Source organism: Lacinutrix sp. 5H-3-7-4 (assembly GCF_000211855.2).
Lineage (GTDB): Bacteria > Bacteroidota > Bacteroidia > Flavobacteriales > Flavobacteriaceae > Lacinutrix.
Genome location: NC_015638.1, coordinates 1,494,076 through 1,518,626, shown reverse-complemented (window position 1 = coordinate 1,518,626; position 24,551 = coordinate 1,494,076). Strand labels below are relative to the sequence as shown.

The following is a 24,551-nucleotide window of genomic DNA, read 5'->3' as shown; positions in this document are numbered from 1 at the left end:
TATCTATAGATAAGTTTTTTTATTACTATATTTTTACAAAAATATTAGTAAAAAAATATTTGCCAGAATTGTTTTTCTTACAGGCTACACCTAATTCTGTTAATTCGGCATTTTCAATATTTTCTCTATGATCATCACTATTTAGCCATGCATTTACCAATGCTTCTGCATTAGTAAAACCATATGCTACGTTTTCTGATACTATTTTTGCATTTATTTTAGCTTTCAAGTGTTGAGATCTAGAATAAAAGTTATCATGACTGGCTTTACCTTGACCAACCATATATTGAGTATGTGATATTGCAGCTGCAGAAACATCATCTAAAATATTTAAGGTATTTAAACCTAATGAAATTCTATGTGCATTAATTAATTCTACAACTTCATAATCTATTGAGTTGTAGGTTACATTCAAATTTTTGTCGTGAGAGTCTTCGGTTTCAAACTCGTCTTGTGAGGAACAAGACATTAGAAAAGCACAAAGTACTAATGGGATTAATAATAATTTTTTCATCTGTAAGTTGGGTTAATTAGATGATAAAACTAAAATTAATATATGTCGAAACTATAGATTTTCGATTAGCACATTTTTAAGTGTAGTTGAATGGCAAAATAAAACAGTTGAACGATACTTAAAAATATAATTTTATTTGAAGGTTTGTATAAAAATAGACTTAACAAGCTGCTATTTTAAAGTTTAAAAAAATTACAATAGGTTTAAACGCTTCATTAACTCTGGCCTGTTAGAACGGCTTACAGGAATTACATCTTTTTTAATTAGCACACTATTATCTTCTATATCTATAATTTTTTTTATATTAATTATATAAGAACGATGTACTTTTAAGAATAAACTGTCTGGTAATTTTTCTTCAATTTTTTTTAATGTAGAATGTACTGTATAGTTTTTATCTTCGGTTTTAACTTGTATATAATCGCCTTTTGCTTCTACTAAATAAATACTTGGAATATCTATTTTGATTAAGCGCCTATCTATATTCACATATAAATCGTTACCTGAAGATGTTTCTACTTTTTCTGTGTTTTTTCTAGTTGAAACGGACTGCTCTATAGGGATGGTTGTTTGCTTTGCTTTAGCTTTTTCTATCGCTTTATTAAAACGCTCTTGAGTTATTGGTTTTACTAAATAATCTACAATACAATCATATTCGAAAGCTTGAATTGCAAATTGAGGATCTGAAGTTGTTAAAACAATTTTTGGAGGATTTTTTACGGTTTCAATAAAGTCGAAACCTGTAAAATCTGGCATATGTATATCTAAAAATATTAAATCTACTTGATTTTGATTTAAGTATTTTATTGCTTGCATTGCATTAGGAAACTCTTCTAAAACATTAAGGCTTGCTACATTTGAACATAATTGAGCAATAATTATTCTGGCAGTTGCCTCATCGTCAATAACAATACATTTCATATTTAATATTTAAAGCGTCTTAAGGTATTTTGTTATGGTGTTTAATATAGCTTCAAATGCTTCTCTTTGGTCTGTATTACCTTTAAGTAAGTTGTTTTCGTAGTCTACAGCAACATCATAACTCTTTTCAAGCCCTAAAATACTAATTTTATGTTTAAGTTTATGTACATTATCTGCTACTAATTTTAATTGTTGAGAATTAATATTGTCTAGATATTCTTGTTTTTCTTGTGGATATTCTAGTTTTATAACATCTATTAGTTGCTGCTTAAAGGCTTGATCTCCTCCAGATAAACTATCTATATAGGATTGATTTGGCTGTTCCATATGCTTATTTTTTTATAGTGAAATAAAAGGTTGTACCAATATTTAATTTAGATTCTAACCATATTTTACCTCCATAAAGCTCGATAATTTTTTTTACAATTGACAACCCTATTCCTGATGAATCTGGATTATTGTCAAGCTTCTCGAAGGTTTTAAAGATTTTTTCGAAATAGGCTTCTTTTATACCTTTTCCATTATCTTCTATATAAAATTGCCAATATTGGTTTTTATCTTCAAAACCTATATCAATAGTACCTTCTTCTTTATCGTTATATTTTATGGCATTGCTTATTAAATTTTGAAACAATTGCTGCAATCTGTATTTATCTCCTTTAATTACAGGTAAATGTGTTCTGGTTATTTTAATATGTTCTGGAATTTCTATTATCTCTAAAACACTATCTAACAACTTATTTAGGTTTACATCGTAATTCTCAATTTTATTTTTTCCTATAGTAGAATATTCTAAAATACCACTAATAAGGTTTTCCATTTTAACCACATTACTTTTAATGAGGTTTAATGAATTTTTTCCATTAACATCAAAAGCATCTTTATAATCTTCTGCTAACCATGTTACTAATGTATTTATACTTCTTAATGGTGACTTTAAATCATGAGATACCATATGTGCATAGTCACTTAGTTCCTGATTTTGGTGAGATAACTCGTTTAAAAGTTCTTGTTTTTGTTTGTTTATTTCTACAATTTCTTTTGTTTGGTTATCTATAAAATCTACCAAATTTGATCCTGTTAACTCAACATCTTCTTTGGTTTCATCTGCTTTAAGATTGTAAAACTTAAGTGTATTAATTACGCTTTTAAGTTTTTCTATAACTTCGTTTTGCTCTTTTGCTTCGTCTTGTAATTTACGATTGGCAGCGTACAGCTCGTCTGAGCTTATAGACATTGCCCGTTGAATCATTATTGATTGTTCGTCAAAATTATTATAAGAGCTATCTATGGCATTAAAAAACTGAGTGAGTCCCTCGTTGTTTTTTAGGTCTTCACTTAGATATTTACGTATTTGTCTTTTTAATAGTGAATTCATTATTCACTTATTAGTGTTATGGTCATGGTTTGATTGTGTAGTTGGCAGGACACTTCTCCATGAAAAGGTGCTATTTCTCCATAGGAATAGAAACCACTAATAACAACATCATCTCCTATAACTTCAATAACTTCTTCTATTTCTTCTTCTACACGTTGGTCTAATACTAATTTTCTTCCTATACAACTTACTAGCAAGGCTAATTCTGGTTTATTTTTTCTTATTTCTAAAGCTTGGCTTGCTGCTTTTTCTGATGCATTTGCAATGTTATCTACATTTGTCATCATGAGTTGTACTTTAGAGTTTTCTTTTATATCTCCTGCTAAAATTACAGCATTATTTTCTTCGTCTATATTTAAAATAGTTCTAACTATAGATTGGTTTTCTTCTTCTGATGTTACATTTAATGGATATAATAAAGCTGCTCCTGGTAGATCTTTTGCTTTTTCTCCTAAATATTTTTTATATAAATCTAAAGCTGGTTGACCATCAAGTTCGTATAGTATGTTGTCTTTAGATTTTGTTACTATACGCTGTGGACCAAATGGAGTCCAACCACCATGAATTGAAAATGAAATTTCTAAACTATCTCCATAAAATCCAATAGCTACAAGTTCTCCTTCTTTTGGGTTTTCATTGTAAGATGCCAATGTTTTTTCAAAACGAGCGTCATCACCACATAATCCACCTGTAATTAACAGGTTGCTTTGTGTTGCATTGTTCATTCCTTTAGTAAGTTGACTGCCGTTTATAAAACTACCTTCAGATATTACTAAAACGTACTTTAAATCGTCTTGTGGTAATTGATTTATTAAATCTCCTCCTGTTTTAAAACTATCTAAATCTGTATTTAAAACATTACTTGTTTTAATTTTAAAGCTACTTTTTTCAAACTCTATTGCAGTAATTGTAATACTATCAAGGTTTACTGTATTTGAAGAAATCTCTGCAGATGATGAGGCAAAGATTATATGTCCATCTGGAAACAAATCTTTTACTTCTTGGTATATATTTTTGTCTTCTAGCATAAACCTATTACCAAATACTAATACCAATGGCTCTTTTAGTTCTTGATGCTCTACTACATATTGCCAGTCTTTATTTTTGTGCTTTACTAATTGTACTGTTTTCATGGATTACTTTTTTAGTGTAAAGTAAAAGGTTGTTCCTACTTTTGGCTCACTTTCTAACCATACTTCTCCTTCATGTAAGTCTACTATTTTTTTAACAATAGATAAACCTATTCCTGTAGATTCTTTACTTTTATTTAAGGCATGAAATATTTTAAAAATCTTATCATGGAATTGTTTTTCAATTCCCATTCCGTTGTCTTTTACAGAAAACTCAAAATGTGTTGATAATTCTAAAACTTTAATTTCTATTAAGCCTTTTTCTTTATCAATAAACTTTACCGCATTACTTATTAGGTTTTGAAACAGTTGTTGTAACTTAGTTTTATCGCCTTTTATAACTGGTAATTGATTTACAATTTTAATTTCTATATGTTCTGGAACATATAATATTTTACATAAGTCTGATACTAAATTATGTATGTTTACATCTGCCAATGCAGATACTTGAGCTCCTACACTTGAGTAATTTAAAACATCTGTTATAAGTTGTTCCATTTTCTCTAGAGTAGTCTCAATATGTGCGATATTTTGAAGGCTTACTTCGTCTAACTTACCTTGGTTGTCTTCTTTTAACCAGCTTACTAAGGCGTTTATACTTCGTAATGGTGATTTTAAATCGTGAGAAACAATGTGTGCATATTCTTGTAATTCATCATTACTTTTTTCTAACTTACTAAGGAGTTTTTCTTTTTGATTTTGGAGGTTTTTTAAGTCTGTAATATCTAAAGTTACTGCTATTGAGCCAACTTGTTCTCCTTCTAAATTATAGTTTGGAGCACCACTTACTAGCCAGTGCCTATGTTCTCCTGTTTTTGTTTTTACTTCGAGCTCGTAGGAGTTAGATTCTCCTTCTACTCGTTTTCTTTTTTCATTGTCTATTAACTCTGCTCCTGCATCATTTACCGCAAAAATATCTTTTGCTACGGTTCCTAAAAGTTCTGCTTCGTTGTATCCAGAAATATCTGAAAAACTTTGATTCATCATCAAAATTTCTCCTTCTTTACTTATTTCTATTAGCCCTAAGTTCATATTAGCAATAATATTACTATACTTTAAACGTTCGGCTTCTATACTTTTTTTGTATTTATTTTGTATAGTTACATCTCTAACAATACCTTGTACAGCTACAGCTACATCGTTATCGTATATTAAGCTAGAATTAATGTGTACTAATTTTTGTTGATTTGTTCTTGTTGTGATATTTACATGAAAATCTGTTGATGCGCCACTTCTTAATAAGCTTTTAAACCAAGATTGAACTTTATCTTTTTCGTTAACATCTAACATTTCAAGTAAATTGAAATCTTCTTTAGCATTTTTAAAACCTAAAAGATTTACAGCAGAATCATTCATTTTTAGAATATTCCCCCATAAATCTGTAATTACATAAGCATCTACTATGTTCTCAAAAACGCCTTGTAATTGAGAGTCTGCTTTAGTTAGCGATGTTTCTAGGTCGCTATTTATTTCTTTTAGTTTCTGGTTTGCTTCGTAAAGTTCTCTTGATTTATCTTCAAGTATACTTTCGGCTGCTTTTCTAGCTGCTTTTTCTCTTTGCAAAGCGCGTTGCAGTAATTCGACTTGATTTTGACTCATTAGTTTTTATTAATAATAAATCTAACTTCAGTTCCGTCTTCTTTTATTTTTTGTAATTCTATTTTGGCAGTAGTATTAAAATGCTCAAAAGTTTTATTCATTAAGCCTAGTCCAAAATGGTGCATTGCTCTGCTAGACTTATAAATTATTCTTAAAGAATCACTTGATTTTTCTTCTATTAAAAACGTTGGTAATTCTGCATCTGGATAGATTTTTCTAACCTCAACATGAATGTGATTTTCTATAGAAGAAATTAATTCTATAGGATCGTTATACGTTGCTAATAAACCTGGATAACTGTGTTCTATTACACTAAAAAAATGCTCTGCATATACAAGGAGCAAATTATCTATTGATATACCGGTATTACTACTTAGGTGTTGTAAAAGCTGTAACATTTCAGAAAAACTATAAGTGCCTACTGCTGTGTATGCACCTCCAGACTCAAGGTTAGAACTGGAGATAATATTATCTACCATTTCTAGACCAAATTTATCTTCAACTAGTTCTAAAAATTCTGTAAAAACAATTCCTTTCATTACGTTTAGACTACGATTAATTCATTAACACTCCAATATGCTAATAATTTTTCTATTTTGCTAACATAATCATCATATTTTAAAGGCTTTATAACATAACCTGCAACACCAATTCTATAACACTCTAATAAATCTTTTTGATTATTTGATGTCGTTAAAATTATTGTTGGAATATATTTTAAAACTGGATCTGCTTTTAATATTCCTAAAAATTCTATACCATTAATTTTTGGCATATTTAAATCTAATAATATTATGTCTGGCAAATTATCTTTATTCTTTAAAAGCTCTAGTGCTTCTTCACCATTATTAGCCTCCATTATATCGTGCTCTAAATTTAAAGCTGAAGTCGTACGATTTAATTTCATTTTTTCAATGATATCGTCTTCTATTAAAAGAATTTTAAGTTTTTTGGACATTGTGAGGGTATTTAAAAATTATTTCTGTTCAAAATTAATATTATTCTGCGATATTAAATTTTGTTTTCGTTTATACCTGTTATAACAATGACGAATAACGTTTAAGTGTCGACGAATGGAAATTTGCTGTTTTATTCTCTATAATAGTGCAGAGATTTAATTGTATTTTTTTTAGCTTTAATCTTAAGATTATCAAGTTCTATTAAAAATTTTAGAGAATATTCATCTAAATTTCTTTTACTTAAGTGAAATTCTAAAAAAGTTATAAATTCTAGTTGTTTTAAGCTTGAATGTAAAACTTCTTTACTTTTAAAATTTTTATTTAATAAGGTAGTAGTTGGTTCTGGGTTTTGTTTATAAACTTTAGATGTTTTAAACCCATTAAATAGATTTGAGATTTGAGGGAATTTCATTTTTTCTGCGTATTAATTACCTCAAAAGTAAACTTACAGTCTCATAGTTTTTAAAACTATTCTATGATTACACTTTTTGCATCGATAAATTACCGTTTTCTGTCGATAGATAATTTTTACAAACTTAATTCTTGCCTTCTTTTTTTTGATAAACCGCTTACAACCATACTGTATGAGTGGTCTATAAGACTTAAAAGCATTTTTGACTCTAACTCATTTTCATGCACATAAATGGTATTCCAATGTTTTTTATTCATATGGAAACCTGGAATAATACTTTTATATTCTTCTCTTAATTCTACCGAATATTCTGGTTTTGCTTTTAAATTTATTGATGCTAAACCTTGCTCCCATTTATCTAAAGGCATTAGTGCAAACATTTTGCCTGCTACTTTAAATACTAAGGTGTTTTTATCAAAAGGAAAGGCTTCTTCGGTATGAGGTTTTTCAAGACAGTAGTCTCGAATTTGTTCAATATTCATAAAAATAAATGGAGCGAAAAGCTATTTGTTTTCTATAAATTTATCTTTATTTAAAGGCTTTGATGGTGATTTTGGAGATTTTGGTTTTGAGTTTACATTTGTATAAATGTCTAAACTCTCTAATACATCGTTAACGTAAATTAAAAATCTTTTCATAACAGCAAAATTGATTACACAATAAATCTATAACATAAACAAGTTAATCTCTTTTTTTCATACTTGAAATTCGGATTACTCGTTCAAATGTACAAAAAATAAGATTAAATGCATATTTGCTTCATGAATTATATTATTTACTATCTAATTCTTTTACAATTTTATTTTCAATTTCTAATGCTGAGTAGTCTAATTTCCAACCTATAGTTTGTACGATACCTTCTATTAATAAAACAGATTCTAAAGCTTCTTTTTTTGCTATTTGAAACAAACCACTTTCTGGAACTTTATCCCTAATATGCAACTTTGCTTCGTTATGTAATGCTGTTAAATCGTTTGCTTGAAATTTATTAAAAATACCGTCTTTTTTGTCGTAATATTTTAAATTGGTTTCTATAGATAATACCTCTGGTTCTGGGAAATGTTTAAGTGTTACTTTTTTTGTTTCTGGATTTGCATCCATATCTATTTTAGATAAATCGAAACCTACATATGCTTTTGCATCAATAACTACTAAGGCTTTTTTTCTACTTGAAACAAGTTTTAAAAAACGCTCTTTTACATCTTCATAATGGTAAATTTCTGCAAAGTCACCTTCAACTGTTATAAACTTACACACCTTTTTTATTTTATCTAATAAAATAACCGATTGTGACTGTGCTAGTTTTTTGCTTTGTATGTGTTTTATATATGTGTTTACTCCTAATGCAGCTATAACTCCAAATATGATTGAAAAAATAATATCCATTATTCTATTTTGTATAATATAGGTTTACTTGGTGTAGCATCGTTTACAAAAGGTGCTATTTGAAAGTTTATAATATAACTACCATCTTTTACCTTGTTAGGCACATAAATAAGCTCTGTAATGGTAGATTTTTTTCTTATTTCACCATTTACATTCCAAAAAGCTTTATGTGCCAGTAATTGCCCATTATCCTTTTCTTTGTCTACACTTGGTAAATCTATAAGTAAATGTTTAATTCCTTTTTCTCTTAAAAATACAGCTGCTTCCTCTGTTAAGTACGGCCAATTGGTATGCGAATACTGCCTAGACTTTTTATCTTTTGTATTTGGCATACTTCTAATAATGATGGCTTCTGGCTTTTTTCTTTTTAATAAAAACTGAATTTGTTTTTTTGATATCACTTCATCTTCACCAACAACTTCTGGTGCAACACTTATTAACTCTGCAGTAAACATAAAACGCTTAAAGCATTTATTTACGTTATAAACCTCTTTAGTAATATGCCCAACACTTTCTGTGTGCGTTCCATGTGCATGAGGATTAAAACTTATATTATTAAAATTAATATCTGCTCCTTTTGCCACGCTTGCAATCCACTCATCTACTTTAACCGGTTCTATTTTTGGAGCATTAACATACCATGCGTTTACATTTTTTTCTGAAGCGCGTAATGGCATAGAAATATCTAGTGGTTTTGATAAATCTATTTTTATTTTTTTTGAATTTATTTGTATTGTCGCTATCATTGTTTTTTAAACTTTTTTTGTAGACGTTTTGGTTGTTGCTAAATTAATTAAAAAAGAAATTTTCAAGCTTATAAATTTAAAAATCCCTAGATGGTTTCTATTTTAAAATACGAAATTTAATTTAACATAAATAAATCGCTAGCAATACCATCACTTAAAAACTTTCCTTTTTTGGTTACAAGAAGTTTATTGTTTTCAATATAAAGTAATTGCTCTTTAATAAATTTTTGAGCTTGTTTTAATAAATAAATTTTAAAATGTTCACCAAAATCTGAATCTATTTTTTGTATTGAAACTCCCCAAACAGTACGTAAACCAGTCATTACATACTCGTTATATTGATCTGTTATTGTTAGCGTTTCAATTTCTATTGGTAAGGTATTATTCTCTATAGATTTTATGTATTTGGTATTATTTCTAACATTCCAGCCACGTTGTTTACCATTAAAAGAATGTGCCGATGGACCTATACCAATATACGGTTTACCTTGCCAATAAGCAGAGTTGTTTTTACTAAAAAAGCCTTCTTTTCCGAAATTAGAAAGCTCATAGTGTATAAAGTTATTTTGAGCTAATTTTTCTATTAAAATATGAAATTGCTCTTGGGCTAATGCATCGTCTACATTATCAATTATTCCTTTTTTTATAAACGATGCTAATGCTGTTTTAGGTTCTACAGTCAAAGCATAGCTGGATATATGGTTTATTCCAAAACTTAATGCAATAGCAATATTCTCTTCCCATTCTGCATTTGTTGTTCCAGGAATACCGTAAATTAAATCTAAAGAAATATTATTAAAATACTTTGTCGCTTCTACTAAACAGGATTTAGCTTCACTTGAATTATGAGCTCTATTCATGAGTTTTAAATCTTTTTCATGAAAAGATTGAATACCTATAGACAACCTATTAATTGGTGAATGTGATAGCTTAATTATTTGCTGGTTGTTTAAATCGTCTGGATTAGCTTCTAAGGTTATTTCAGGATTATGTATAACTTTATAATTACTATAAACCGCATCAATAATGTTGTTAATTTCTAAAGTAGATAAAAGCGATGGTGTTCCACCTCCAAAATAAATGGTTTCTACAGTTATATTATTAAACTCGGTTTTTCTTATTTCTAATTCTTTAATTAAAGCATTAATTAGCTCATCTTTCTTCTTCATTGAGGTAGAAAAATGAAAATCGCAGTAGTGGCAAGCTTGCTTGCAAAATGGTATGTGAATGTAAATTCCAGACATTTATTTTTACTTTTTCACGCGCTTTTCATTTTGCTTAACAAAAGCACTCCAACCAGAATAACTTTTGCCAATTTCAACACGTCCTTGGTTGTAAAAATGACAAACAGCAGCTCCTAAACCATCCATAGCATCCAAGTTTTTAGGAAGTTTTTTTATACCAAGCATACCTTGTAGCATTTTTGCTACCTGTTCTTTACTTGCATTTCCATTTCCTGTTATTGCCATTTTAATTTTTTTTGGAGCGTATTCTGTTACTGGTATTTCCCGAGACAAACCGGCAGCCATTGCGACGCCTTGTGCACGACCAAGCTTAAGCATACTTTGTACATTTTTCCCGAAAAAAGGTGCTTCTATAGCAATTTCGTCTGGATGATGTGTATCTATTAATTCTATAGTACGTTCAAAAATTAGTTTTAGCTTTAAATAATGATCGTCGTATTTTTTTAAGTCTAGCTCATTAAGTTGTAAAAAATGCATTTTTTTATTTACTACTTTTATAAGTCCAAAACCCATAATTGTGGTTCCAGGATCGATACCTAATATAATTTTTTCTTCTGCCATTTAATTACAGGTTACACAACCGCTTAAAGATATTGCTACACCAAAAGTAAGCGTTGCAACATTACCGTTAAAAGAACCTAAACCAGATTCTACATTTTCAAAATCACTGCTAAAACCATAGATATAAGAAACATCGGCAAAAACATTTACAGTTCTAGATACGTAATGATGTATTTCTATTCCTGCCATTGCATTTAAATAAGACACTTCATTGTCTTTAAAATCACCTAAAGGTTTTACCATAGAATATCCTGGACCTATATGCCCAACTAAAGTTAAGTTTTGTGGTAAAAAATAAAAAACCTGAGACGTATCGTAAACCAACTGCGCATTAACACGCGTGTAATTAATTTTATTTTCAAACAACTCATTTTCAACACCAAAACGATTGTAGCCTAAATCTAGCTTAACACCATATTTTGGAGTAAACATTCGCTGTACTCCCAAATTTATAGTCGGGAAGTTTACTGTATTACCTTCAAAACCTTCAACAAAACCACCTTGTGACGGACTGTTTAATCCTAAAGCAATTAAGGCTTTCCATTTAGCTGTTTCTTTTTGAGAAAAGCCATAGTTAATGAAACAAAATAACATTATAAATGTACAATAGTATTTAAATGAAGTCTTCATTGGGTAATAATTGATTTAATTTGTAGTCTAAAAAAATAAGATTCATTCTATAGAATCCTGAATCAACTTCAGAAAAAAAATGAATTACTCTTTACCCTACAAAACTAAGCAATTCTTTTTTGCACTCATTAAATTGAGTATAGTAGTTGGTGCTTTCTATTTTATTTATAACAAATTGACTAATAATGGGAATTTAAAATTTAATGCTTTCTTCACTTTTTTAAACGAAAACGCTTTTTTTTCGGCTAAAAACCTATTTTTTCTGTTGGTTTTAAGTTTATTTAATTGGTTTTTAGAAATTTTAAAATGGAAACAATTAGTTTCAACTATTAAAAAAATATCGTTTTTTGAAGCAACAAAACAAACCTTAGGTTCTTTAACTGCTTCTTTATTTACACCAAATCGTATAGGAGAATATGGTGCAAAGGCTATATATTTTGTTAATAGTTATAGAAAAAAAATCATGCTTTTAAACCTTGTTGGCAATACTTTACAAATGGTTGTTACAGTAGTTTTTGGGTCTATTGGCTTATTACTATTTACAAGTATTTACTCAATAAATATAGATGTTTATCGTATTTTACGAATATTAACTTTAGGTGTTGTTTTTATATTTTTTTTTATTTTAGGTGTTAAGCAAACTAAATATACTATTAAAGGTTTCTCCCTTAATAAGATCTTTATTTTTTTAAAAAATCTTCCTGTAAAAGTTAGTTTTTTAGTCACTGTATTTTCAATATTTCGTTATGTATTATTTTCATTTCAATTTTATTATTTACTCTTACTTTTTGGTGTAAATATGCATTACCTTGATGCTATGATTATAATAACTACTATGTATTTATTAACATCTATTATACCAACACTCTTTATTTTTGATGTTGTTGTTAAAGGTAGCGTTGCTGTTTTCCTTTTTTCTTTTACTAGCATAAGTACGCTTACAATATTATCTGTAATTACAACGATGTGGATTTTAAACTTTGTGATACCAAGTGTGGCAGGTTGTTATTTTGTACTCACTTTTAACTATAAAAAGCAGCTAAAACCATGATAATTCTGGCTATTATTATTACAAGTATTTACTTGTGCTTTATTGGTGCGTTACTTTATGGCTTTCACAGAATTAATATTTTTAATACTGAAAGAACTAAAAATAAAACCACTTTTTCTATAATTGTCCCGTTTAGAAATGAAGCCAAAAACCTTAAGATTTTATTAGATTCTATCGTAAAATTACAATATTTAAAAACACACTTTGAGATTCTTTTTGTTGATGATGATTCTACAGACAATTCTGTTACTATTATAACTAAGCATTTTAAAAACCAAGAGATAAATTTTAAAATAATTAAAAACAACAGGAATTCTAATTCTCCCAAAAAAGACGCTATAACTTCTGCCATAAATAATGCAAAAAACGATTGGATTATTACTACAGATGCCGATTGCAAACTACCTGTTTTATGGCTAGACACTTTTAACGCTTTTATTTTAAAAACAAAAAGCAAAATGGTTATTGCTCCAGTTGCCTACCATAATACAAACACATTTATACAACAATTTCAATTAATAGATTTTTTAAGTTTAATGGGAGCAACCATTGGAGGCTTTGGTATAAACAAACCATTTTTATGTAATGGTGCTAATTTTGCTTATTTAAAATCATGGTTTCTAGATTTAAAGGGTTTTAGTGGAAATGAAAATATTGCAAGTGGTGATGATATTTTTTTGCTTCAAAAGGCAATTGAAAAAGACAAAACGGCTGTTAATTATTTAAAATCTAAAAATGCAATTGTAAAAACCAAAGCGCAACCAACAGTATCAACATTAGTTTCTCAACGCAAACGTTGGGCTGCAAAAACCTCGAGTTATAATTCTATATTTGGTAAAGTAGTTGGACTAATTGTTTTACTAATGAATGCTACTATAGTTATTAGCCTCGTGTTAAGCATGCTTCAGTTGTTATTTGTAAGAGCATTAATTTTTATTTTCGTCCTTAAGAGTATTATAGATTTTCTCTTAATTTATAAATCTGCAGATTTTTTCAGCCAAAAAAAGCATTTATCTGGCTATATATTATCAGCATTTATCTATCCTTTTTTTACTGTTTACATTGCTTTAATTTCTATGTTTTCTAAATACAAATGGAAAGGCAGAACTTTTAAAAAGTAAGTACAAGTTCACTTAAAATTTATACATTTACATAGAATAACCTACTACATTATGAAAAAAACAATCTCATTTCTAAGTCTTTTTTTAATTAGCATTATAACGTTTGCTCAACAAACCTATATGTTTGAAAGTGAAAACCTAACGCTTAAAACTGAAGCTAATGGTACTTTAGATTTGCTTTGGAATACTTTTAACGGTAAATACAGATATTTTGTAAAAACCGAAGACAATACGCTTATAGAACTAAAAAATACTAAAGGCGATAATAAAAAATACAAAGAGGAATATAAGCAGGTATTAAGCGATTTAACACTTATGGATGCTTCAAAAACCAAATTAACTACATATAGTCTTAAAAACTTTATAAACCAATATAACGCTGCTAAAGATGAAAATTACATTGTAAATAATGATGCAGCTAAGCTAAAATTACGTTTAGGTGTTTTTGGTGGTTTAACTAATAATCCTTTTGTAAAAAACCCAAACTTTATTAGTAATAAAGATAATGAAACTGTTCCCTTTTTTGGTGCAGAATTAGAAGTTGCAGCTAACAAACCTTCAAGACATTCTGGTTTTTTAAATATGCGTTATAGTACTAGTAGTGATGATTTTGATTATGCTGCTTTTCAATTGGCTTTAGGTTATAGATTTAAAATTATAAACACCTCTAAGTTTAGTATTTATGCACAAACAAAATTTGCAACTTTAACAAGCTCGAAAACAAATAGTACAATTCAAGATCCTAATGATGCTTCTAATGTTATAATAATTGAAAATTCTGGAACCTCTTTTGATGTTCCTTTTATATTTGGTATTGGTACAGATGTTAAGCTAGGAAACGGTTACTTAACCTTTGTTTACGACTCGTTATTTGCTTTACTTATTGATAATGAAGACCAATTTCCTTTAGACTTTGCCTTAGGTTACAAATTTAATTTATAGTGCGTTTATTAAACAATACATCTAATCCTATATTTTCAAATTATTTTTGGAACGACCGCAAAACGGCCAATGCAAAAATGACTGTTTCTGGCATTTTAATTAAAACTTTTTTAATGCTAACTATCACTACAACTATTGTAGTAGGTGTTTGGAAACTACATACTAGTGGCACCAATATAAAATGGTTTGGCACTGGTGGCATGATAGCTGCAATTGTTATTAGTATTGTTTTATCTGTACGCCAACATTGGGCACATTTTTTAGTGCCATTATACGCTGTTGCTAAAGGTTTTTTTCTTGGTGGCTTTACCGCTTTTGTAAAAGTACATTATCCCGAAATGCCATATCAAGCTATTGGTGTTACTATAATTACTTTTTTTACTATTTTATTTTTATACCAAACCCGAATAATTGTAGTAACAAAAAAGGTTAGAAGCGTAATTATTACAGTATGTTCGGCAATATTTTTAGTGTATTTAATCTCATGGATTTTAAGTTTTTTTGGTATTCGTTCTTTTATTTGGGGAACCAGCTGGATTGCTATTGGCTTTAATATTGTTGCAGTAACCTTTGCTGCTTTATCATTTTTATTAGATTTCGATTTTATAGAACGTTATAAAAACAAAGCACCAAAGTATAAAGAATGGCTTGCATGCTATGGTTTATTAGTAACTATAATTTGGCTTTATGTAGAAATTTTACGTTTAATGAAAAAGCTCGCCATACGTTTTTAATTAGCTTCTATAATTATTGGTAACTTAAACTCTGTTTTTACTGGTTGATTGCGTTTAATTGCTGGATAAATTTTTGGTAAAGTATTTAAACTTTTAAAAAGCATGTTTTCCAGTTCTGGTATTTGCACTAAAATAGAATCGTTTATACTTATATCTTTTATATTTAATTGGCCAGTTTCTGAGATTTGAAACGCCAAAACAACCGTTTCATTTATATCTTTTGAAACTATAATTGTTTCTTCTTGCAAACTCGAAGTAATATGCTGCGAGAGTGTATTTATAAAACAGTTTTTTTTTGTGTCTTTAGTATTTAAAGTATCGCATGAAACAAAAGTTGGATAGGTATCAACATCGTTCCAATTAAAGGTTTTTAGTTCTTCTTTTAAAATATCTTCTGAAGCAATTTTTTTTGCATTGAAATATTCACACGACGTGGCGCAAATAATTAATAATAAAACAAGTACTCTTTGCATATCTATAAACAAAGTTGAAAAGTACAATTAATTATTTTAAAAATAAAAACCGAAGACTATGCTTCGGTTTTAAATTATAAAAATCATCTTTTTTATTCTTTAACTACAAATTGTATAGGCAGAAAGAATGCGACGTTAACCACTTTACCATTTTGTTTTCCAGGAATAACATCTGGTATTAAACCTATTAAACGCTTTGCTTCTTCTTTTAATTCTGGGTGCGGTGCTTTTACATTTACTTTTTCTATTTTGCCTAATTTGTTTATTGTAAATGAAACATCTATTTTTTGTAAACCAACTAGACCTAGTGTTTTACCAAGAGAAGAGTTAAAATTTTTAGCAATAATTTTATTTAAATTATTTGAAAAACATTTTCTCAATTCGTCATTAGTAGTCAAAGTTTCACATCCTGGATATTTTGGCACTTCGTCTATTTCATAAAATGAGGCAACCTCTTCTATTTCTAAAATTTCTTCTTCAACTATTTCGTCTACAGCATTTTTAGAGTTTGAATCTAATAATTCATCATTTGTAGTTTTTTCTTCATTAGCACAAGAAGTATATAATAACATTCCAAAAATTACTGGAACTAATAAAAGATACTTTAATACGTTTTTTTGTTTTGATTTTTGTTTACTTAACATAATGATTCGTTTTTTGATTAATGATTGTTTAAAAAATGGATTGATAAATGATACTTTTTTAGTATCGAAAACCTGAGATAGCAAATTTTGATAATAAAAAGTTTTATTACTTGACTTAACAGCTTTAAAATCTGCTATAAATTCATGTAAATTGGCTATTCTATTTTGATACAAATAAATTAGAGGATTAAACCAAAAAATGATTTTTAAAATTTCGAAAAACAACAAATCTATACTATGTTTTTCTTTTACATGTTCTAGCTCGTGCGCTATGATTGTTTGTTTTTCTTCTGGATAAATTTTATCTCCAATAAATATATAATTGAAAAAAGAATAGGCTGTTTTACTATTTATAATCTGAATTAAAAAAGCTTGTTTAAATTTAGTTTTAGGGCTTTTAAAAACTAGAATTATAAGTTTAGATAGCTTAAAAACAAATAGTATTAATGTTATTACACTACCTAAATATATTACATGTTCCCAATGGAATGTAAAACCAGAAGACACTTTTGTTAAGTCTGTTTTTGTAATAGTTTCTGCAACAATTTCTTTTTGACCTATTATTACTTCGGGAAGCTTAAAAATATAGTCTTGCGGTATTATTTTATTGAAGCTATTTATTTGTAAAAAAGGTAAAATTAACGATAGAACTGCAGTAAACAATAAGTAAATTCTATTACAATTAAAAAATGTTTCATTTCTTAAAAAAACATCATACAGCATTAAAAATAATAACTGAAAAACAACGGTTTGTAAAATATAATGCAACATCTTTTATTGTTTATTTTGTTTTTCAATTTCTTCTAAAACAGACTCCAATTCATTTAGATTTATGTCATTTTTTTTAACAAAAAATGAGACCATACTTTTAAACGATCCTTGAAAATAGTTGTCTACCAATTTATTTAGTGACTGGTTACTATACTCTTGTTTTTTTAATAAAGGAAAATAAATATGTCCTTTTCCTTTTTTTTCATAATCTACAAAGCCTTTGCTTTCTAATATTCTAACTATTGTAGATACTGTGTTATATGCTGGTTTTGGCTGTGGTAACTGCTCAATTATTTGCTTTACATTGGCTTTCTCTAATTGCCATAAAACTTGCATTATATCTTCTTCTGCCTTTGTAAGTTGTTTCATATCAATATCTTTTAAAACTAAATGTTTAGTTCAAATATAACTATTTTTTTAGTTTAAACTATTTTTTTAGTTTAAAACTTGTAACATTATTTATAAAATAGAGTCTAATAGATAAAAAAATAATGGATATCTTTCTTACGTTTCTAGGCTTATTATTTATATGTTTAGGCTTAATTGGTAGTGTTTTACCTGTACTTCCTGGTCCACCATTGAGTTGGTTGGGACTTCTATTTTTGTACTTAACCAGTGCTGTACCAACAAACACTCAGTTTTTAATAATTACCTTAGTAATTGCGCTTTTTGTCTTTGCTTTAGACTATATAATACCTGCTATTGGTACTAAAAAATTTGGTGGCTCTAAAGCCGGAATGGTTGGCACCACTATTGGATTAATTGTGGGTTTATTTTCTCCTATTCCATTTGGTATAATTATAGGTCCATTTTTTGGAGCATTAATTGGAGAATTAATTAATAAAGCAGATTCTAAAACAGCTATTAAAGCTGCTTTTGGTTCGTTTTTAGGTTTTATTACAGGAACTTTTATAAAGTTTGTTGTTGCTATAATTTATTTTGGCTTTTATATTAAAGTATTTTGGGAGTATAAAGCTTCAATTTTTTAAAAAGAAGAAACCCTATAGCCATATGACAACTATAGGGTTTGTGTAAATGTGCTATTACCAACTAAATTCCTTCATAAAATGAAATGAATCAAGTCAATGATTGTTGATATAACAAATATAGCAAAGTGCTTTTTGTGTGTTACGGGAAAAACCGTAATTGAATTACGGGAAAAACCGTAATTTTCAATCATAACAAGGGTTTATCTTTTCAAAAAAAAATAAAAAACTCTTAATATTTAACATTTTAGAGCTTTTTTTAGTTTCTTTTAATTAATAAATCCCTTTTCTCTTGCTGCATTTATTAATGCATCATCATTTAAATCTTCAACTAAAAACAAACGTTTTAAGGTTTTTTTTCTCTTTTCTACACTACTTAAAGACAAATCAAAATGTTTTACTAAGTCTTTGGTTTTCGTGCCCTTAGAAAGTAAATATAAAATTTCGTGGTTTATTCCATCTATATCTAACCGGCTTGGTAAAGTTTTGCTAAGTATACTGTTTACTGTACCACTATAAAATACTTCGTGATTTAAAATACGCTGAAAAGCACTTGAGAGCTCACTGGATGTTAAATCACTTTTTATTAAAAAGCCTTCTGGGTTTATTTCGTTTATAATTTTGTGTATCCTAAAAGATTCATCAAACATTGTTAAAATAATAATTTTGGAGCTTGGCGAATGTTGGTAGACATAATTTGCTAAATCTAAACCAGATTTATATTTTCCGTTTTTAGATGCTGGTATGCTTATATCAAAAAAATAAACATCGTAAGGTACTCCTGTGTCAATAGATTTTTTTATAGCTGTAATAGATTCTTCACAATCATTTGCAGTATCTATAATTAGAGTTTGATTCTCTTTTTTTGTGGCTTTTAAAGTTATTTGATACCCTTCTAAAATCATTGGGTGATCATCTGTCATTAAAATTCTTATTGTTCTTGGTAACATTTAAAACGTTTTTATTTATTTAAACTGGGACTTTTATTTTAATGTTAGTTCCTTTATTTTTTTCTGTATTAACAGTAAACACACCGTTAATTTCATTAACACGAGATTTCATGTTTTTTAAACCTATACCATCTTTATTTCTGGCTAGATCAAAACCTACACCATTATCATTTATTGTTAAAGATATAAATTTCTTTTTTTGTTTAATAGCGATTTTAACTTGTTTTGCTTTAGCGTGTTTGTATATATTTTGAAGTGATTCTTGTATTATTCTATATAAATGTATTTTAGTTTTATTGCTTACAGCATCCCAATTTAATTCATGGTCGAACGTTAAATTATATTTTAAACTATATGCTAAACATTGCGTTTCTACTAAGGTTGTTATTAAACTTTCAAAACTTGCGTTTGCAATAAAATCTGTATTTAAGTCGTGAGATACCTTTCTAATATCTTGCTCTATATCTTTTAACTCCTTTATATAACTTTCTCTATTTATTGCTGCTTCGTCTGTTTTTAGCATATTTAAACTATCTAAACTTAATCTAGCACCAAATAACCTTCCTAATATACCATCGTGTATTTCTTGAGATATTCTTTTTTTCTCTAACGCTCTAGCTTCGTCCATTTTGTCTTGTTGTAAAAGCATGAGGTTATATATTTCTTCATTAGCTTGTTGTCTTTGTCTTGCTAACTGCAGCTCTTTGTTTTTTTCGCGTTGTGTTTTTATTATATAAATAAGTAAAACCAATAAAGATAGTCCTGCAGATGTTATTAAAAGCCACATGTTTTGCCTTGAGACGACTTCATTTTCTTTTTTTATTACATCGGTTTCATGATAAATTCTGGCAAATTTATTACTAATTGATCGCTCTGCTAGTACTAAACTATCACTTAACTTTATATATTTAAATAAATTAGATTTTGACTTTTCACCTATTTCAATTTTAGATTTTAAAAACAATGCGTCTAATATTGTTTGATTAGCGTTTATTGTTTTTGCTGTTTTTAAGGATAAATTAGCAAAATATAATGCTGAGTCCTTTTTGTTTTCTTTTAAATATACTTCGGAAAGAAATTTACTTATTCCAGAAATTTCAATTTCATCATCTTCTCTTTTTGCTATATTTAATGCTTCTTTTAAGTTAGATTTTATAGTTTTAAAATCCTCTTCTCCTTTTAAAAACTTCACATAAGCAATATTTGAAATTACCGTAACGTAAGATAGCGGATCTACTGTTTTTAACTTACCATCTGCCAATAGGGACTCAAAAAGATCTATAGATTTATCATAATCTTGTTTACGCCTTTGAAGAATTGCTATATTAATTCTTGAAAACAATGCATTATATGGATTTGCATTTCGGTTTTTAGTATACGACAAGGCTTTATTGTGATATATAATTGCTTCATCGTACAATTGTATACGACTTGAAATTATAGCTAGTAGATTATTTATATTCCACTGCCACTCGTTAACAATATCTTCGTCTTTATCTAAATCATTTAAAATTCTTATGGCTTCAATAGCATTAATTTCCGAACCAATAAAATCACGTTCTGTTTCCTGTATACTCGCCATTGCATACAAAACTTCTATTTGATTTAATTTTTTATCAGATTTTTTATAGTATTTTTCAGCTTGAAAATAGTAGTAATATGCGCTATCTAGTTTATTAGAAAGCTCAAAACTATATGCAATATTATTTGCTGCATAAGCCATTTTTAAAGTATCATCAAGTTTTTTAGATAGCTTTAAATTTTCTTTATTTATTTTATAAATCGAATCACTTTCTCCTTCTACTAAATAGATATAAGACAACACTCTATTACTAGCTAAAAGCGTAGTATCTTGACGTGTCTTTTTAGAAAGTTTTATTGCCTGGCTAGCATAATTGTAGCGTTCTTGAAATGTAAGAGATTGATCTTTAGCAAGCGTTCTATACTTGTAAATATTATTATATAAACTATCATTTTGCGCTTGTAAAAAACAGCAAAAAAATAAAATTAAAAGTGGTGTTAGTTTTTCTAAAAATTTCAATATAAAATCATTATCTCATAAATGTATAATTTAAAATAAAAAAAACACACTTACAACACATAAAAAAGACATTATAATATGGATTTGAGTCTTTTTTTAAAATTTATCCGTTTTGCGGGATTACTTTTTTCTTTTTATCACCAAAAACTGTGGCATTTATTATTGGCTTGTTGACTTCGTGATTTGGTGTTTCTATTACAAGATTTGGTTTTGCTTCTGTAGAAGGTAATACTGCTGTTAATAATCCTATTGAAAAGATTGCTACTAAAGTAATTTTAAGAGATTTCATGAGATGTTGTTTTGCTATTAATAATTATAATGTGAAGTATTTTATAAGTAAAGGTTTATCCGTTTTGTGGGATTACTTTTTTCTTTTTATCACCAAAAACTGTGGCATTTATTATTGGCTTGTTGACTTCGTGATTTGGTGTTTCTATTACAAGATTTGGTTTTGCTTCTGTAGAGGGTAATACTGCTGTTAATAATCCTATTGAAAAGATTGCTACTAAGGTAATTTTAAGGGTTTTCATAATTTATGTTTATAAGGGTTGCTTTAATTTAAATGCAAAATCACGAATACAGGTAATGCTACCATCTTTCGTAGTACTAAAAACATAAAATAATTCATAGACTGAATGTCTATTCAATGGAGTTTTCTCACTAAGAGCATAAACATGCTAAGGGACTCAGTAAGAGCGGCTAATATATTGGAAACAATAACAATTTACGGAAAAAAATCGACGAAATGCGGTTTTAGGGAGTTAAACGACTTAACTAATGTTAATTTTTACCAAAAAAGAAGTTAAAATTTAAAAAATACAGATTAAAATAAAAAAGCATCCCAATTTTCTATCTTGAAAATTCAAGTGAAAAAAGGAAAGCTTTCCATTGGTTTTAGCTATACAACTAGCTTTCTACCAGTTTGATGGACTACTACACCCATCAAAACAACACAACTAAATTTTTTGCCAAAAAAAGCTTCAACAAAGTTGAAGCTTTTAGCAATTTTGCGGTCTGGACGGGACTCGAACCCGCGACCTTCGCCGTGACAGGGCGACATTCTAACCAACTGAACTACCAGACCGTTGCATATTGCGAGGGCAAATATACACCGCTATTTTAATACTGCAAACCTTTTTGCTATTTTTTTTCAAAAAAACTTTAAATAAATTTTTGACGCTCTAACATATAGCTAGTTAGGATCGTGTCAAAATTATTATTTATATCTGCTTCAACGTACTTTATTCGGTTTTGACCACATTTTACACGCAAATCTTTAAAATAATCACTAACTAAAGCCTCATAATTATCTTTTACCTGTTCACTATATAAATTAATATGTTCTCCAGTTTCTACATCTACAAATCGTTTTGGCTTATTATTAAAATCAAAAGCTAATTCTTTACTCTTATCAAATACATGAAACAACACCACTTCATGTTTATTATGTTTTAAATGGCGAAGCGCTTCAAAAAGCTTAACCTCATCTGTAGACGTTTGAAACATGTCTGTAAATACAAAAATTAGCGAACGTCTATGAATTTTCTCGGCAATTTGATGCAGATACTGGTAAGTTTCCGTTTGTTTGTTTTTAGGCTTACTTAAAACCGTATTACTCAATTGCGCTAAAAGCATTTGGTGATGACGTTCACTTCCTTTTTCACTTGCATAAAAATCATAAGCATCACTATAGATACTTAATCCCACAGCATCTCGTTGTTTTTTTAAAATGTGTATTAAAGAAGCAGATGCCAAAGCAGAAAATGCAATTTTATTTAAATTATCTATCCCAAAATTAGACATATCGGGATAATGCATAGAGCTACTATTATCTAATATAATGTGGCAACGCAAATTCGTTTCGTCATCATAACGCTTAGTATAAAGCTTATCGGTTTTTGCAAAAAGTTTCCAATCTATATGTCGTGTACTCTCACCAGGATTATAAATTTTATGTTCGGCAAACTCTGCCGAAAATCCATGAAACGGACTTTTATGCATACCAGAAATAAAACCTTCAACCACTTGTTTTGCTAAGTGTTCTAAATTTTTAAATCCGCCAGCTTTATTTAATTCGTCTTGTAAATTCATTTTGCACCTGTAAAGGCAAGAATTTCTTTTAAATATTTTACATAAAAAAAGAGAATAGAGCTAAAACTCTAATCTCTTTTCTCTACTATTATTTTTAATCTAAAATACCATCCACAATCCCATAATCTTTAGACTCTTCTGCTCCCATCCAATGGTCACGATTAAAATCTTTCATTACTTTCTCGAAATCCTGACCACAGTTTTCTGCCAAAATCTTAGCACTAAGCTCTTTTGTTTTTAAAATTTCCTGAGCTGTAATTTCTATATCACTAGCTTGACCACGTGCACCACCGCTAGGCTGATGTATCATAACACGTGCATGAGGTTGTATAAAACGTTTTCCTTTAGTTCCTACAGATAATAAAATAGAACCCATAGAAGCAGCTAAACCGGTACAGACTGTAGAAACATCACTTTTTAATGATTTTATAGTATCGTACATTGCAAAACCAGATGTTACGTAACCTCCAGGACTGTTAATATACAATGTAATATCTTTAGTCTCTAAGCTATCTAAATAAAGAAGCCTATCTATAACATGCTTAGCACTTTTATCGTCTACCATTCCCCAAAGAAACACCTTTCTTTCATCTAATAATTTACTATCTATTGCGTCTTGCGCTTTTGTTGTCTTACTCATTGTAATTTACTTTTTTACTAAAATAAAAAAAAGGTTTGCCATTACAGCAAACCTTTATCAATTCTTTATGAAAATATATTTCTATAATAAAGCATCAATAGCTTCAGAGTATGCATTTTTAGGTGCAACTCCTACTTGTCTACCAACAACCTCACCGTTTTGAAACACTAACACTGTAGGTATATTTCTTACACCATATTTAGCTGCAAATTCTTGATTAGCATCAACATCTACTTTCCCAACTACGGCTTTACCTTCGTACTCTTCGCTAATTTGGTCTATAATCGGCCCAACCATTCTACAAGGTCCACACCAAGCAGCCCAAAAATCTACCATTACTGGCTTATCGCTGTTTAATACTTTTTCTTCAAAATTTGCATCTGTGATTTCTAATGCCATGATATTTATTTTTTTTTAAATGAATTTTACTTCTTGTTAATATACAAACTTAGTCAAAATTTTCTCCAAAGCTTACAAACTTATAATTTGTTTAACTTATGGCAGCATCGATTTGGCTTATTTTATTGGGCACATCCCGATAAAAATCGGGACCAGGCTTTCCGCTATATCTTTTTTGCTCTTAATGGCAAAAAAGGATGCCGCATCAATCCTTTGTGAGAGCAACGC

Annotated in this window: 31 protein-coding genes and 1 tRNA gene; 5 read left to right on the top strand and 27 right to left on the bottom strand. The window is 28.7% G+C overall.

Annotated features, from left to right (window positions below; translation table 11 throughout):
• Positions 1-25: 25 nt before the first annotated feature.
• The 16 genes from LACAL_RS06730 to LACAL_RS06660 all read right to left on the bottom strand — a co-directional run bounded on the left by LACAL_RS06730 (position 26) and on the right by LACAL_RS06660 (position 11,480).
• Complete coding sequence (locus LACAL_RS06730; RefSeq protein ID WP_013869967.1) at positions 26-514, bottom strand: CAP domain-containing protein; 489 nt, start codon at positions 512-514, stop codon at positions 26-28.
• Positions 515-706: 192 nt separating this feature from the next.
• On the bottom strand, positions 707-1,435 hold the full coding sequence (locus LACAL_RS06725) for a LytTR family DNA-binding domain-containing protein (protein WP_013869966.1): 729 nt from the start codon (positions 1,433-1,435) through the stop codon (positions 707-709).
• A gap of 9 nt (positions 1,436-1,444) precedes the next feature.
• Positions 1,445-1,762, bottom strand: a complete 318-nt coding sequence (locus LACAL_RS06720; protein ID WP_013869965.1) for a hypothetical protein — start codon at positions 1,760-1,762, stop codon at positions 1,445-1,447.
• A gap of 4 nt (positions 1,763-1,766) precedes the next feature.
• Positions 1,767-2,813, bottom strand: a complete 1,047-nt coding sequence (locus LACAL_RS06715; RefSeq protein WP_013869964.1) for an ATP-binding protein — start codon at positions 2,811-2,813, stop codon at positions 1,767-1,769.
• Positions 2,813-3,946, bottom strand: coding sequence for an FIST signal transduction protein (locus LACAL_RS06710; protein WP_013869963.1), 1,134 nt, complete (start codon positions 3,944-3,946; stop codon positions 2,813-2,815). Before LACAL_RS06710 ends, LACAL_RS06715 begins: the two co-directional genes overlap by 1 nt.
• A 3-nt stretch (positions 3,947-3,949) precedes the next feature.
• On the bottom strand, positions 3,950-5,542 hold the full coding sequence (locus LACAL_RS06705; protein ID WP_013869962.1) for a PAS domain-containing sensor histidine kinase: 1,593 nt from the start codon (positions 5,540-5,542) through the stop codon (positions 3,950-3,952).
• Positions 5,542-6,081, bottom strand: a complete 540-nt coding sequence (locus LACAL_RS06700; RefSeq protein WP_013869961.1) for a heme NO-binding domain-containing protein — start codon at positions 6,079-6,081, stop codon at positions 5,542-5,544. Before LACAL_RS06700 ends, LACAL_RS06705 begins: the two co-directional genes overlap by 1 nt.
• 5 nt (positions 6,082-6,086) lie before the next feature.
• Positions 6,087-6,500: a response regulator gene (locus LACAL_RS06695; RefSeq protein WP_013869960.1), complete on the bottom strand. Its 414-nt coding sequence runs from the start codon at positions 6,498-6,500 to the stop codon at positions 6,087-6,089.
• Positions 6,501-6,631: 131 nt separating this feature from the next.
• Positions 6,632-6,913, bottom strand: a complete 282-nt coding sequence (locus LACAL_RS06690; RefSeq protein WP_013869959.1) for a hypothetical protein — start codon at positions 6,911-6,913, stop codon at positions 6,632-6,634.
• Positions 6,914-7,029: 116 nt separating this feature from the next.
• Positions 7,030-7,395: an MmcQ/YjbR family DNA-binding protein gene (locus tag LACAL_RS06685; protein ID WP_013869958.1), complete on the bottom strand. Its 366-nt coding sequence runs from the start codon at positions 7,393-7,395 to the stop codon at positions 7,030-7,032.
• Between the two features lie 21 nt (positions 7,396-7,416).
• Positions 7,417-7,551, bottom strand: coding sequence for a hypothetical protein (locus LACAL_RS15590; protein WP_013869957.1), 135 nt, complete (start codon positions 7,549-7,551; stop codon positions 7,417-7,419).
• Positions 7,552-7,684: 133 nt separating this feature from the next.
• Positions 7,685-8,299 (bottom strand): DUF4230 domain-containing protein, encoded by a 615-nt coding sequence (locus LACAL_RS06680; RefSeq protein WP_013869956.1) that lies wholly within the window; start codon positions 8,297-8,299, stop codon positions 7,685-7,687.
• Positions 8,299-9,045 (bottom strand): cyclase family protein, encoded by a 747-nt coding sequence (locus LACAL_RS06675; RefSeq protein WP_013869955.1) that lies wholly within the window; start codon positions 9,043-9,045, stop codon positions 8,299-8,301. Before LACAL_RS06675 ends, LACAL_RS06680 begins: the two co-directional genes overlap by 1 nt.
• Positions 9,046-9,161: 116 nt before the next feature.
• The gene (gene hemW, locus LACAL_RS06670) at positions 9,162-10,289 is read right to left on the bottom strand and encodes a radical SAM family heme chaperone HemW (protein ID WP_013869954.1); all 1,128 of its coding nucleotides are present in this window, start codon (positions 10,287-10,289) and stop codon (positions 9,162-9,164) included.
• 6 nt (positions 10,290-10,295) lie between these two features.
• Complete coding sequence (gene ruvC / locus LACAL_RS06665) at positions 10,296-10,850, bottom strand: crossover junction endodeoxyribonuclease RuvC (RefSeq protein ID WP_013869953.1); 555 nt, start codon at positions 10,848-10,850, stop codon at positions 10,296-10,298.
• Positions 10,851-11,480, bottom strand: coding sequence for a hypothetical protein (locus LACAL_RS06660; protein ID WP_013869952.1), 630 nt, complete (start codon positions 11,478-11,480; stop codon positions 10,851-10,853).
• A gap of 133 nt (positions 11,481-11,613) precedes the next feature.
• Between LACAL_RS06660 and LACAL_RS06655 the strand changes: the two genes are divergently transcribed.
• From LACAL_RS06655 to LACAL_RS06640, 4 genes are read left to right on the top strand one after another with little or no spacing between them, the layout of a single operon-like run.
• Complete coding sequence (locus tag LACAL_RS06655; protein ID WP_237701017.1) at positions 11,614-12,531, top strand: hypothetical protein; 918 nt, start codon at positions 11,614-11,616, stop codon at positions 12,529-12,531.
• On the top strand, positions 12,528-13,652 hold the full coding sequence (locus LACAL_RS06650; RefSeq protein WP_013869950.1) for a glycosyltransferase: 1,125 nt from the start codon (positions 12,528-12,530) through the stop codon (positions 13,650-13,652). The genes LACAL_RS06655 and LACAL_RS06650 overlap by 4 nt, the downstream gene beginning before the upstream one ends.
• Before the next feature lie 51 nt (positions 13,653-13,703).
• Positions 13,704-14,594 (top strand): hypothetical protein, encoded by an 891-nt coding sequence (locus LACAL_RS06645; protein WP_013869949.1) that lies wholly within the window; start codon positions 13,704-13,706, stop codon positions 14,592-14,594.
• The gene (locus LACAL_RS06640; protein ID WP_013869948.1) at positions 14,594-15,328 is read left to right on the top strand and encodes a Bax inhibitor-1/YccA family protein; all 735 of its coding nucleotides are present in this window, start codon (positions 14,594-14,596) and stop codon (positions 15,326-15,328) included. The genes LACAL_RS06645 and LACAL_RS06640 overlap by 1 nt, the downstream gene beginning before the upstream one ends.
• On the opposite strand, the gene LACAL_RS06635 is transcribed toward LACAL_RS06640, so the two are convergent.
• The 3 genes from LACAL_RS06635 to LACAL_RS06625 all read right to left on the bottom strand — a co-directional run bounded on the left by LACAL_RS06635 (position 15,325) and on the right by LACAL_RS06625 (position 17,585).
• The gene (locus tag LACAL_RS06635; RefSeq protein WP_013869947.1) at positions 15,325-15,801 is read right to left on the bottom strand and encodes a hypothetical protein; all 477 of its coding nucleotides are present in this window, start codon (positions 15,799-15,801) and stop codon (positions 15,325-15,327) included. The two genes, LACAL_RS06640 and LACAL_RS06635, sit on opposite strands and share 4 nt — an antisense overlap.
• Before the next feature lie 92 nt (positions 15,802-15,893).
• Complete coding sequence (locus LACAL_RS06630; RefSeq protein WP_013869946.1) at positions 15,894-17,216, bottom strand: M56 family metallopeptidase; 1,323 nt, start codon at positions 17,214-17,216, stop codon at positions 15,894-15,896.
• 3 nt (positions 17,217-17,219) lie between these two features.
• The gene (locus LACAL_RS06625) at positions 17,220-17,585 is read right to left on the bottom strand and encodes a BlaI/MecI/CopY family transcriptional regulator (RefSeq protein WP_013869945.1); all 366 of its coding nucleotides are present in this window, start codon (positions 17,583-17,585) and stop codon (positions 17,220-17,222) included.
• 122 nt (positions 17,586-17,707) lie between these two features.
• Here LACAL_RS06625 and LACAL_RS06620 point away from each other — a divergent pair, with 122 nt between their 5' ends.
• Entirely contained in the window at positions 17,708-18,205 is a 498-nt protein-coding gene (locus LACAL_RS06620) for a DUF456 domain-containing protein (RefSeq protein WP_013869944.1), read from the top strand.
• 266 nt (positions 18,206-18,471) lie between these two features.
• On the opposite strand, the gene LACAL_RS06615 is transcribed toward LACAL_RS06620, so the two are convergent.
• The 8 genes from LACAL_RS06615 to trxA all read right to left on the bottom strand — a co-directional run bounded on the left by LACAL_RS06615 (position 18,472) and on the right by trxA (position 24,323).
• Positions 18,472-19,152, bottom strand: a complete 681-nt coding sequence (locus LACAL_RS06615) for a response regulator (RefSeq protein WP_013869943.1) — start codon at positions 19,150-19,152, stop codon at positions 18,472-18,474.
• Between the two features lie 19 nt (positions 19,153-19,171).
• The gene (locus LACAL_RS06610) at positions 19,172-21,193 is read right to left on the bottom strand and encodes a sensor histidine kinase (protein ID WP_013869942.1); all 2,022 of its coding nucleotides are present in this window, start codon (positions 21,191-21,193) and stop codon (positions 19,172-19,174) included.
• A gap of 103 nt (positions 21,194-21,296) precedes the next feature.
• Positions 21,297-21,482 carry a hypothetical protein gene (locus LACAL_RS06605; protein ID WP_013869941.1) on the bottom strand — a complete coding sequence of 62 codons (186 nt, stop codon included), beginning with the start codon at positions 21,480-21,482 and terminating at the stop codon, positions 21,297-21,299.
• A 55-nt stretch (positions 21,483-21,537) separates the two neighbouring features.
• Positions 21,538-21,723: a hypothetical protein gene (locus LACAL_RS06600; protein WP_013869940.1), complete on the bottom strand. Its 186-nt coding sequence runs from the start codon at positions 21,721-21,723 to the stop codon at positions 21,538-21,540.
• Positions 21,724-22,203: 480 nt separating this feature from the next.
• Positions 22,204-22,277 (bottom strand) — tRNA-Asp (locus tag LACAL_RS06595).
• Between the two features lie 77 nt (positions 22,278-22,354).
• Complete coding sequence (locus LACAL_RS06590; RefSeq protein WP_013869939.1) at positions 22,355-23,284, bottom strand: DUF58 domain-containing protein; 930 nt, start codon at positions 23,282-23,284, stop codon at positions 22,355-22,357.
• Between the two features lie 94 nt (positions 23,285-23,378).
• Positions 23,379-23,924: a ClpP family protease gene (locus tag LACAL_RS06585; RefSeq protein ID WP_013869938.1), complete on the bottom strand. Its 546-nt coding sequence runs from the start codon at positions 23,922-23,924 to the stop codon at positions 23,379-23,381.
• Positions 23,925-24,005: 81 nt separating this feature from the next.
• Positions 24,006-24,323 carry a thioredoxin gene (gene trxA / locus LACAL_RS06580; protein WP_013869937.1) on the bottom strand — a complete coding sequence of 106 codons (318 nt, stop codon included), beginning with the start codon at positions 24,321-24,323 and terminating at the stop codon, positions 24,006-24,008.
• Positions 24,324-24,551 lie beyond the last annotated feature (228 nt).